The following is a 10,608-nucleotide window of genomic DNA, read 5'->3' on the forward strand; positions in this document are numbered from 1 at the left end:
CTTTACTCTATTTATTTACGCAGGTTTAAAAGACTTTTTAGTCTTACAAACTTGTGGAAACAAACAGTTATCACACTCAGGTTTCACAGCTTTACAAATATATCTTCCAAATAAAACCATTGCTTGATGAAAAATATGTAAATCATGCCCTTTTAGTTTTTTAACCAAATCAGCCTCTGTTATATCTACTGTTTTTCCATCACTTAAGCCCAATCTATGGGAAACTCTAAATACATGAGTATCTACAGCCATAAGATTTGCACCTTCAAACTCAATCATAAAAACATTTGCAGTTTTATTTCCAACCCCTGCTAGTTTCATAAGTTTTTTTTGATCATGGGGAATTTCACCATCATAATCACTTAGTACACTTTGGGCCATTTTGATAATATTTTTTGCTTTATTATTAAAAAAAGAACAAGTTTTTAAAAGCTCTTTTACATCTTCAAGCTCAGCCACTGCCAATTCTCTTACACTTGGATATTTAAGAAAAAGTGCTGGAGTTATAATATTTACTCTTTTATCAGTACATTGAGCTGAAAGTATGATGGCGATTAATAACTCATAATCATTTCTATAACTTAGCTCTGTAACTGCATCACTGTATTTTTCGACAAATGCTTGTTTTATGATTTCTATATCTGCTTTTGTTGCTTTTTTCATATCTGTTTAACCTTAGCAATTTCATCTCTTAGTCTAATAGCCTCTTCAAAATTTAAGTCTTGGGCCGCTTTTTTCATCTGCCTATTTAGCTCTATTAAAATTTTCTTTCTTTCACTTGCTGGCATTTTTTCTAGCTTATCTTTTTTCCATGCAACATCATCATACTCTTCTAGTTTTAGATTTTGGTCTAGTTTTCTTTTTGTTGATTTTGGAGTAATTCCATGAAGAGTATTATGATCTTCTTGAATTTTTCTTCTTCTATTTGTTTCATCAATTGCAAACTGCATTGAAGCTGTGATTTTTTTTGCAAATAAAATAACTCTTCCATTTTCATTTCTTGCAGCTCGGCCAATTGTTTGAATAAGTGAAGTTTTACTTCTTAAAAATCCTTCCTTATCTGCATCTAAAATAGCTACAAGTGAAGTTTCTGGAATATCCAAACCTTCTCTTAGAAGATTGATTCCAATAAGTACATCAAAGGTTCCAAGTCTTAATTCTCGAATTATTTGATTTCTTTCAATGGCGTCTATTTCACTATGCATATATTTTACTTTTATTCCTAAGTCTGCATAATAAGAAGCCAGCTCTTCTGCCATCTTTTTAGTTAGAACCGTAACTAATACTCTTTCATCACGAGCAACTGTTTTTTTGATTTCATCGTGAAGTTTTTCCACTTGAAATTCGCTATCAACTACATCAATTATAGGGTCAAGAAGTCCTGTTGGACGAATGATTTGTTCTGCCACAACTGAGCTCATATTTAATTCAAGTTCATTAGGAGTTGCACTTACAAATACAAAATGAGGAGCTTTTTTTATGAACTCATCAAATTTAAGCGGACGATTATCCAAAGCACTTGGAAGTCTAAATCCATAATCAACCAATACCTCTTTTCTGCTTCTATCAGCTGCGTGCATTCCTCTAAATTGAGATAGTGATACATGAGATTCATCAACTACTAATAAAAAATCTTTCCCCATTTGTTCAAAATAGTTTAAAAGTGAATATGGAGTTTCTCCAGGTTTTTGACCTGTTAAATGCCTTGCATAATTCTCTATTCCCTTGCACATTCCTGTGCCTTCTATCATCTCTAAATCAAACTCTACTCTTTGTTTTAGCCTTTGATATTCTACTAATTTTTGCTCTTTTGTAAAATAATCCAATCTTTCATCTAACTCTTCTTCTATTTGTTTTACGGCATTTGCAAGTTTATCATTTGAAACAACAAAGGGATTAACAGAATAAATAATCACTTCATTTAAATCTTTTGTTTTATTATTTGTTATATATTCATGTTTTGAGATAGATTCAACCTCATCACCAAAAAACTCAACTCTAATAAATTCATCTTCATAATAAGCAGGAAAGATATCTATAACATCTCCATTTACTCTAAAATCTGCCCTATCAAAAAACTTATCATTTCTTTTATAACCCATTTCCACAAGTTTTAATAAAAACTGTTTTTGAGAATATTCAAAACCAACTTCAACACGCTGAACCATGGCTTTGTATTCTTCTGGATTTCCTAAACCATAGTTAGCTGAAACAGAAGCTATTACAATAACATCATCAAAAGATAAAAGTGAAGCCGTAGCACTAAGTCTTAATCTTTCTAACTCTTCATTTATAGATGAATCTTTTTCAATAAACAAATCAGATCTTGGAATATAAGCCTCAGGTTGATAATAATCATAATAAGAGATAAAATATTCAACATGATTGTTTGGGAAAAACTGTTTAAATTCTGAGTATAACTGAGCTGCTAAAGTTTTATTGTGAGTCATAATCAAAGTTGGTTTTTGAGTTGCTTCAATTACTTTTGCAATTGTATATGTTTTTCCACTTCCTGTTACTCCTAAAAGAGTATTATATTGATTTCCTGCATTTATAGAATCACTTAAAGCTTTTATGGCAACAGGTTGATCTCCAGCTGGTTCATAATCACTTACTACTTCAAACTTTGCTATTGGATCTCCTTTAATTTAATTATTGTACATAATTTCATATAAGATAATTGAAACATCTCTAACAGACCAAATAACGTCTTTACTTAGACTATCTCTATCTTGTTGTATATTTACATTATCTATATATTTCTTAATGATTCTTTTTATTTCATGATCAATTTGAGAATAATTTAAATCTAAGATATTTTCATGAAATATTTTTTCATTTGTATTTACACCTATTAGTCTATTCTTTCCTTTTAGAAAACTCAAAAGAATCGATACTTGCCATGTATGCCATTCTATTTTATCTAATACGTTTGGCCCCTTACTTACATAATCTAAAGACTTATAAGAATCAAAAATAACTCTAGTAGCTTTTAATAAAGAGTCAGGATTCATTTGCTCTATATTTCTTGGAAGTTCGATTTTCTCTAATTCAATTTCATTCATACCATTGGGTTTTAATTGTTTGTTTTCTTTGATATTTTTATTAATTGATAATAAATAAACTATTATAACTATTAATAAAATAATTATTATAATAAAACCAATTAAAGTTATACTCATATAGATTCTCCTATGAAGTCTAAATTTTTAATTATTATGTATTGTTCTTGACAACAAAGAGATGGGATATTTATATATTTTTTCTCTTTAATGTAAAAAGTTTCACCTTGATGATAATGCCCTTCTATTACTATATCTGTGTTATAATTCTCTAATCTTTTTTCAACTAATTTTTTAAAATTATTTATTTTGTGACATATATTCTTTTTCACTAAACTAGCTTCAATTTTTTTTGAAATAAAAAAGTTTATATCAATAAAATTCATAAATTGCAAAAAAATACTGTTTCTAATAAATTTACAATATAAATCATATTTCCAATTTATAAAATTATCTCCATGGGAAATACTTACTGTTTTATTATTAAGTTTTCCAAGAAGTGGTTGATTCTCTCTTTTTATTACATTGATATTGGAGAAAAGAGTTTTTAGATTGTAATCATGATTTCCTTCTAAATAAATTATCTCAAGTTCTTTTGATAATTTATTTAAAAGTTCAAGTATTTCATTATTTTGTTTTATAAAATATTTACTTTCACCTGAGATAAAATCAATCATATCTCCCATCAAAAAAAGTTGAGTTGTTTTTATTTCTTTATTTTCAAGTTTTTTCAAAAATAATAAAAACTGTTTATTCTTTTGATTGTAGTGAGAATCAGCTACAAAAATAGCGCCTTGTTTTATACTAAGGTACATAGGCTATTTTTGGTATTCCTTCATATTCTTCATATCCACACATAATATTTGCATTTACCACTGCTTGAGAAGATGCACCTCTTAGTAAATTATCAATTGCGGAACTTACAAAAAGTGCTTTACCATTTTTTGCAGTAAATAAATCACAGAAGTTTGTTCCTGCAACTGATTTCACATCAACTGGTTTATTTCTAATTCTAATAAATTCATTATCTTTATATCTATTATTCAAAATTTCATTTACATCAATATCTTCTTTTAATGTGGCAAATACAGATACAAGCATTCCTCTTGTTAATGGTAATAAATGAGGAACAAAATTAATTGATACTTCTTTACCTTTTAGAATTCTTACTTTTTCAGTAATTTCTGGCATATGTCTATGTTTAAAAGGATTATAAGCATGAACATTATCATTTATTTGACAATAGTGTGTTGTATCACTTGGATTTTTTCCAGCTCCACTAACCCCTGATTTTGCATCAATAAAAATAGGAGCATCAGTATCAATATAATCAATAAATGGTAAAAGAGCCAATAAAGAAGCTGTTGGATAACATCCTGGATTTGCAATTAATTTTGCATCTTTAATATCATTTTTAAAATATTCAGGCAATCCATAAACAGCATTTTTAATATTTTCTTTATCTATGTGTTCACAATAGTGCTTCTCATAAGCTTCAAGTTCAAGTCTATAATCAGCACTTAAATCTACAACTTTTACACCTAAAGCTATTAAATCTTTTGCAAAAGCCATAGCTGTTTTATGAGGAAGTGCTAAAAATGCTAAATCAGCAACTTTTGCAACTTCACTAGCATTTGCTAACTCTACATCAATATTTATTACACTTTTTAAACAAGGATGTAAATCTTGAACATTTATATCTCCCGTTGAATTTGCAACATAAGAGATATTAAATTTTGGATGATTTATTAAAATTTTAATTAATTCTAAACCAGTGTAACCACTAGCTCCTATAATTGCTACATTCATGATAGTTCTATCTCCTTATAATACACATTTAATATCTCAAAAGTTTTAACACCACCTGGAAGAGTGGCTCTTATTTCATCACCCTCTTCTTTTCCCATAAGTTGTTTTGCTAATGGAGAATTAAAAGAAATCATTCCTTTTTCTGCATTAGACTCAACTCCTCCTACTATTGTATAAGTGAACTCTTCATCTGTTTTTAAATCAACCAAAGATACAGTTGAACCAAAACTTACTTTATTATGAGGTAGTGTTGAAGGATCTATAATCACAGCTTTTGAAATAACGGCATTTAACTCTGCTATTTGTGAGTCAATTAATCCTAATTTTTCTTTTGCTGAGTGATATTCTGCATTCTCTTTTAGATCTCCTAATTGTCTAGCTTCATCTAAAGCAATTACAGTTTCAGGTCTTTCTGTTTTTTTAAGAAACTCTAAATCTCCTGTAATTTTATTATATCCTGCTAGTGTCATTGGTTCTTTATCCATCAACATCTCCCATCATTTAATTTATGATATAATACCAAAAAATAGTAAAAGAGAAGTTTAGATGAAATATGATAGAACAAAAAAGCTGTTTGGTGAGGATGTCTTCGAAAAATTCAAAGATGTTAAACTAATACTTTTAGGAGTTGGTGGTGTTGGAAGTTTTGCATTAGATGCCTTATACAACACTGGAATTACAAATATTACTATTGTTGATTTTGATACTTATGAAGAATCAAATATGAATAGACAACTAGGAAGTCATGGTAATATTGGACGTATAAAAGTTGAAGCTTTAAAAGAAAAATATCCTGAAGTTACAGCAATTCATGTGAAAATCACACCTGAATGGATTGATAATTTTGATTTCTCATCTTATGATTATATATTAGATGCTATTGATGATGTTAAGCCAAAAGTGCACCTAATTAAAAAACATTTTACAAAAATAATAAGTACAAGTGGTGGAGCAAAAAGAATTGATCCATCTAAGATTGAATATATATCAATTTGGGATACATATAATGACCCATTTATAAAAAAAATAAGAACTGAATTAAAATCACAAGGTTTCAAAAAAAAGTTTAAAGTAATTTTTTCTTCTGAATTACCAATGTGTTTAGAAAAAGGTAGTTTTGAGGGTGTTACAGCTTCATTTGGATTAATGATGGCTTCTGTTACAGTGCAAAAATTAATCAAGAAATTCAAAAAATAACTTAAAGTTTCTTAAAGTTTAAAAGATATATAATAATTAACTTATACAAAAAGGATTCACATGAGCGGTATTAGTGGTAGTGTTGAACAAATGACTCAAGCACATTTAAGAAATGTTCAGCAATTAGCTGTATTTTACACTGGTCATAAAAATATTTACGCAATTAATATAGCAAAAGTTAAAGCTTTTATTATAACTGAAGAAGTGGCAATAAATGATACGCCAAGAGATACAAATGTAATAGCAGGAATTGCAACAATTAGAGGTGAACCTGTAACTTTAATTAATCTTGATGCATGGCTTGGACTACCTGCTCTTGAAGTGAAAGATTATAAATTAATTATATTTTGTGAATTCAATCATAAAAAAATAGGTTTTTTAGTAAAAGACATGATAGATATTGTTGAAAAAACCACTCAAGAGTTAAGACATACTGAAGAAACTAATTCTAAAATAACATATACAACTTATGTAAAAGTAAATAATAAAGATGAACTTTGTACTGTATTTAATGCTGAACAACTTTTGAGAGATATTCATTGGACAAATGATGGAGAAGATGAAGTTAGAAAATATGTAGATGCAAAACTTGAGTCTTCTAAAGTAATTTTAGCGGCTGAGGATTCAGGAGTTGCAAGGGAAGTTTTAAATAAATTCTTTAAACAAACTGGTGTAAGATTTGAAATATACTCAAATGGTGAACTTTTAATTAAAAGACTTGAAGAATTAAATCCAAATGATATTGGAATGGTACTTACAGATATAGAAATGCCAGGAACTGATGGATATCAAGTTGCTTCTTATGTAAAAAATAATAAAAAGTTTGAACATATTCCTGTGATTGTAAACTCTTCTATGACAACAGATGCAGTAAGAGGCAAAATGAATAAAATTGGTGTTGATGGATTTGTTGGGAAAACTGATATCTCTACTCTTTTTGAATTAACAAAAAGACATTTACTTCACTAAAACTGAAAAAATAAGATGAGCTAAAACTCATCTTATTTTCCTTCTATTTGCTTAACCATTCTTCAAAATATTTAATTTGACTTTCAGTTTGCATTGATGATGTTCCACCAAACGAATTTCTAGCATTCATTGAATTTCTTAAATCTAAATACATAATAATCTCTTCACTTACATCTTTTAATTCATTAGAAGCACTTCTAATCTCTTCAATATTTAGCTCACTAATATCTTTATTTAAAGAGTTTGCAGTAGCAACTACATCTTTTGTTATATAGTATGCAGTTCTAAAAGGCATATTTTGTTTTTGAACTAAAAAATCTGCTAAATCAGTTGCACTTAAATGCCCTATTTTACAAGCATTTTCCATTTTTTCTGTATTTACTATCATTGTTTTTATAACTTCATTTAAAATAGAAATTGAAATCTCAACAGTTTTTACTGAATCAAAAACACCCTCTTTATCTTCTTGAGTGTCTTTATTATAAGCAAGTGGTAAACCTTTCATAACAGTAAGAAGTGAAATAAGATTTCCATATACACGTCCAGTTTTCCCCCTTAAAAGTTCAGGAACATCTGGATTTTTCTTTTGTGGCATAATTGAACTTGTTGTTGCATATTCATCACTCATTCTTACAAATTGAAATTCATAAGATGACCATAAAATTAATTCTTCTGAGATTCTACTTATATGCATCATACAAGTAGAGATATTAAATAAGATTTCAAGTGCAAAGTCTCTATCTGAAACTGTATCCATAGCATGAATAGTTGGTGAAATAAATCCTAATTTTTGTGAAGTTGAATCTCTATTTATATTATGAGGAGTTCCTGCAAGTGCAGCACTTCCTAGGGGACAATAGTTATTTCTTTCATATGAGCTTTCAAATCTTTCAAAATCTCTTTTAAACATATTTGCATAAGCTAATAAATGATAACCAAAGTTAAGAGGCTGAGCATGCTGTAAGTGTGTCATACCTGGAATTAATGTAGTTGTATAAATTCCTGCAACATTTACAAAAGTTTCAACTAGCTCTTTTAGTTGAGCTTTAATACTTAATGATTTATCTTGAACGTAAAGTCTAAAATCAGTCGCAACTTGGTCATTTCTGCTTCTTGCTGTATGAAGTCTTTTACCTGGTTCTCCTATTATTTCAGTTAGTCTATTTTCAACAGCCATATGAATATCTTCATATGCTAGCGAAAATTTAAATTCTCCACTTTCAATTTCATTTTTTACTTGTAAAAGTCCTGTTTCAATTGCTTTTTGTTCATCTGCTGTTAAGATACCTTGCTCACAAAGCATTTGTGAGTGAGCTATTGAGCCTTTGATATCTTGAGCATAAAGCTCTTTATCAAACATAATTGAAGCATTAAACTCATCTAGTATTTGTGCATTTGTATTTTTTAAAATTTGATTGTTTTGATTTGCCATTTGGTTCCCTAAATTATAATGTACCTAAAAATTAGGCAACATTATAACACAAGTGATATTATTTAAAAGAAGAGAAATCCATAGGGTCAGTTTTTGCTATATTTGAATATTTTTTAATGGCAGTTAATGCGTTTATAAAAAAGATTATATTTGAGATTAAAAATAAAAATGAAGCCATATAAATAAGACTATTTTCAAAATAAGCTCCTATAAAAAAAAACAAAGAAAAAACATGAAAAAAGAAATGTGCTTTTATATATCTTTCTTCTATAAACTCTCTAATTGTTGGTAATTTAAAATAACCCTTTGAATTTAAATGAAACCATGCCAAAAAAGGAATAATTTTATAAACCATGCCTTGAAGTAATGAATATAAAAATCCAAAAGCAAAAACGATAGCTAAAATATAATTTGATTCAAAAATATCAAATAGCCATATAATCATAGATATTCCCAAAGCAATTAAAGAAAATTTCCAATACCATAAAGTCACATCAAAAACAGGTCTTCTTCTATTGTTTAGAGATTTTAAGGCATAAAAACAATAAGAGATAATTAATCCTACAAATAAAACTTTTAATACTAAAAAATTAATACCAAAATATAAAAATATAGTCGATACAAATAACAAAGTAAATAATATCAAAGGAGCTTTATTTTGTATAAATTTTGGAAAATCAAGTGCAACGTAAAACATAGGAATTACCTGAAAAGAAACTCCCATAATAATCAAAAGAGCAAAACCAAATAAAGCAAAAAGAATATGCATACTTAAAAAAGCATAGTGATGTTCACCTATATTTGAACTCATATGTCCTATTGCTAAATATAAACCTAAAATTAAAGTTATAAATCCAGCAAGAGAAAAAAGTTTCATAGCTTTTACGGTGCTTGTTAAAAATTCTACTTTAAATAAAAGTTTAATTGAGAAAATAAAAAAAGTTAAAAATGAAATTGCTAAAAATAATACTCCAATATGAAGCATCATTTTTATTCCAAAAATAAAAGAAAAACTCATAAATAAAGTTCCAAAAACTAAACTTGGATGAACTATATTTGCAAATAATCTAGGCTTTTTAATAATTGCACCTGCTAAAACTGGCATCATTTGTTGCATTGCTCCAAATATTATCATTGATAATATTCCAAGAGTAAAAAGATGAATAACACCAATTGCTAGATGAGAATATTGATTTGATATTTCAGAAAAAGGTAAAAAGAAAAAAGCAAGACTAATAAGCACTCCAAAAATTGGAGCACTTAAAAAAAATCTAAAAGGTACAGAAATTGGTGGAGCTTGATCTAAACTCAAACCTTGATTAAACATTTATAAAGCTTTCATATCTTTAATAACTTCTTCAACAAAAGATCCTAAACGCATATCAGCCATTGAATATAACATTTGTTCTTCTTTCATATTGTGTTGCTGCATTAACATCATCAAACTTTCACTTACACCAAAGAAATGATTTCTATCTTTTTTTTCTAAATCTTCTTGCAGTGCATTTAGAAGTTGTCTCATTTGATCATGTTCCATTCTCATAATCATTGTAGGACCTTGAGTCATACCTGTTACCTCTTCAAATCTGGGAAACATAACTTTTTCTTCCATATCAAAATGATGTAATAAATCTGAAATAAATTTATTTAATTTTATTTGTGAATCTTCCCAATTATCTAATGCTACTGCATTTTCTAAGTTTGCAAACTCTTCATCACAAGCTCTGTGATCTGTTGTTAAAAAAGATGATATTGTATTCATAATGTGTGCCTTATAATATATTTTTTGTATTATAAGTAAATTAAAAAAATATTTAATTGATAGTAATCAATACTTATTTTTCTGCTATTTCATCTATTGCATCTTTTATTATGTATAAAATCTTACTTTTTGCAGTTTCTTCATTATTTTCAGGAACATCCCAACCTACTATTGACATATATTTATCAACTAAGGCCCTAACATCATCAACTATTGAATCATGTATTTGTGCTAACTCTTTATCTTGTGCAGTCATTTTATCTTCCTTTTTTAATTATTATACACTTTTATATTTATTATTAACTCAACTTTCGCACATAAAACCTAATTGTTTTTTAGTGTAAACTCTGAGCATATGAATGATTTGTTCTAAATCT

At 28.0% G+C, this 10,608-nt stretch carries 12 protein-coding genes; 2 read left to right on the forward strand and 10 right to left on the reverse strand.

Features of this window, described 5'->3' with window-relative positions; translation table 11 throughout:
- Positions 1-15 precede the first annotated feature (15 nt).
- From nth to greA, 6 genes are read right to left on the reverse strand one after another with little or no spacing between them, the layout of a single operon-like run.
- Positions 16-663 (reverse strand): endonuclease III, encoded by a 648-nt coding sequence (nth, locus tag ABVS04_RS13770; protein ID WP_368031338.1) that lies wholly within the window; start codon positions 661-663, stop codon positions 16-18.
- Positions 660-2,633 (reverse strand): excinuclease ABC subunit UvrB, encoded by a 1,974-nt coding sequence (gene uvrB / locus ABVS04_RS13775; RefSeq protein WP_368031351.1) that lies wholly within the window; start codon positions 2,631-2,633, stop codon positions 660-662. The genes nth and uvrB overlap by 4 nt, the downstream gene beginning before the upstream one ends.
- A gap of 15 nt (positions 2,634-2,648) precedes the next feature.
- Entirely contained in the window at positions 2,649-3,182 is a 534-nt protein-coding gene (locus ABVS04_RS13780) for a hypothetical protein (RefSeq protein ID WP_368031339.1), read from the reverse strand.
- Positions 3,179-3,877, reverse strand: coding sequence for a metallophosphoesterase (locus tag ABVS04_RS13785; protein ID WP_368031340.1), 699 nt, complete (start codon positions 3,875-3,877; stop codon positions 3,179-3,181). Before ABVS04_RS13785 ends, ABVS04_RS13780 begins: the two co-directional genes overlap by 4 nt.
- Positions 3,867-4,871 (reverse strand): N-acetyl-gamma-glutamyl-phosphate reductase, encoded by a 1,005-nt coding sequence (gene argC, locus ABVS04_RS13790; protein WP_368031341.1) that lies wholly within the window; start codon positions 4,869-4,871, stop codon positions 3,867-3,869. Before argC ends, ABVS04_RS13785 begins: the two co-directional genes overlap by 11 nt.
- The gene (greA, locus tag ABVS04_RS13795; protein ID WP_368031342.1) at positions 4,868-5,356 is read right to left on the reverse strand and encodes a transcription elongation factor GreA; all 489 of its coding nucleotides are present in this window, start codon (positions 5,354-5,356) and stop codon (positions 4,868-4,870) included. The genes argC and greA overlap by 4 nt, the downstream gene beginning before the upstream one ends.
- Before the next feature lie 61 nt (positions 5,357-5,417).
- Here greA and ABVS04_RS13800 point away from each other — a divergent pair, with 61 nt between their 5' ends.
- Both ABVS04_RS13800 and ABVS04_RS13805 read left to right on the forward strand, forming a co-directional pair.
- A complete protein-coding gene (locus ABVS04_RS13800) occupies positions 5,418-6,068 on the forward strand; it encodes a ThiF family adenylyltransferase (RefSeq protein WP_368031343.1) in 651 nt (216 codons plus the stop codon).
- Between the two features lie 60 nt (positions 6,069-6,128).
- On the forward strand, positions 6,129-7,037 hold the full coding sequence (locus ABVS04_RS13805; protein WP_368031344.1) for a chemotaxis protein CheV: 909 nt from the start codon (positions 6,129-6,131) through the stop codon (positions 7,035-7,037).
- A 43-nt stretch (positions 7,038-7,080) separates the two neighbouring features.
- Here the strand turns inward: ABVS04_RS13805 and argH are convergent, their stop codons facing one another.
- The 4 genes from argH to ABVS04_RS13825 form a co-directional block, all read right to left on the reverse strand.
- Positions 7,081-8,469 carry an argininosuccinate lyase gene (argH, locus tag ABVS04_RS13810; RefSeq protein ID WP_368031345.1) on the reverse strand — a complete coding sequence of 463 codons (1,389 nt, stop codon included), beginning with the start codon at positions 8,467-8,469 and terminating at the stop codon, positions 7,081-7,083.
- Positions 8,470-8,527: 58 nt separating this feature from the next.
- Positions 8,528-9,796, reverse strand: coding sequence for a hypothetical protein (locus tag ABVS04_RS13815; protein ID WP_368031346.1), 1,269 nt, complete (start codon positions 9,794-9,796; stop codon positions 8,528-8,530).
- Positions 9,797-10,231: a hemerythrin domain-containing protein gene (locus ABVS04_RS13820; RefSeq protein WP_368031347.1), complete on the reverse strand. Its 435-nt coding sequence runs from the start codon at positions 10,229-10,231 to the stop codon at positions 9,797-9,799.
- 73 nt (positions 10,232-10,304) lie between these two features.
- A complete protein-coding gene (locus tag ABVS04_RS13825) occupies positions 10,305-10,487 on the reverse strand; it encodes a hypothetical protein (RefSeq protein ID WP_368031348.1) in 183 nt (60 codons plus the stop codon).
- Between the last annotated feature and the right edge of the window lie 121 nt (positions 10,488-10,608).

The sequence above is a fragment of the Arcobacter sp. s6 genome, assembly GCF_040884245.1.
Lineage (GTDB): Bacteria > Campylobacterota > Campylobacteria > Campylobacterales > Arcobacteraceae > Aliarcobacter.

Coding starts and splice junctions, on each gene's coding strand:
- nth (WP_368031338.1), bottom strand. CDS start 663: ATGAAAAAAGCAACAAAAGCAGATATAGAAATCATAAAACAAGCATTT.
- ABVS04_RS13780 (WP_368031339.1), bottom strand. CDS start 3,182: ATGAGTATAACTTTAATTGGTTTTATTATAATAATTATTTTATTAATA.
- ABVS04_RS13785 (WP_368031340.1), bottom strand. CDS start 3,877: ATGTACCTTAGTATAAAACAAGGCGCTATTTTTGTAGCTGATTCTCAC.
- argC (WP_368031341.1), bottom strand. CDS start 4,871: ATGAATGTAGCAATTATAGGAGCTAGTGGTTACACTGGTTTAGAATTA.
- greA (WP_368031342.1), bottom strand. CDS start 5,356: ATGGATAAAGAACCAATGACACTAGCAGGATATAATAAAATTACAGGA.
- ABVS04_RS13800 (WP_368031343.1), top strand. CDS start 5,418: ATGAAATATGATAGAACAAAAAAGCTGTTTGGTGAGGATGTCTTCGAA.
- ABVS04_RS13805 (WP_368031344.1), top strand. CDS start 6,129: ATGAGCGGTATTAGTGGTAGTGTTGAACAAATGACTCAAGCACATTTA.
- argH (WP_368031345.1), bottom strand. CDS start 8,469: ATGGCAAATCAAAACAATCAAATTTTAAAAAATACAAATGCACAAATA.
- ABVS04_RS13815 (WP_368031346.1), bottom strand. CDS start 9,796: ATGTTTAATCAAGGTTTGAGTTTAGATCAAGCTCCACCAATTTCTGTA.
- ABVS04_RS13820 (WP_368031347.1), bottom strand. CDS start 10,231: ATGAATACAATATCATCTTTTTTAACAACAGATCACAGAGCTTGTGAT.
- ABVS04_RS13825 (WP_368031348.1), bottom strand. CDS start 10,487: ATGACTGCACAAGATAAAGAGTTAGCACAAATACATGATTCAATAGTT.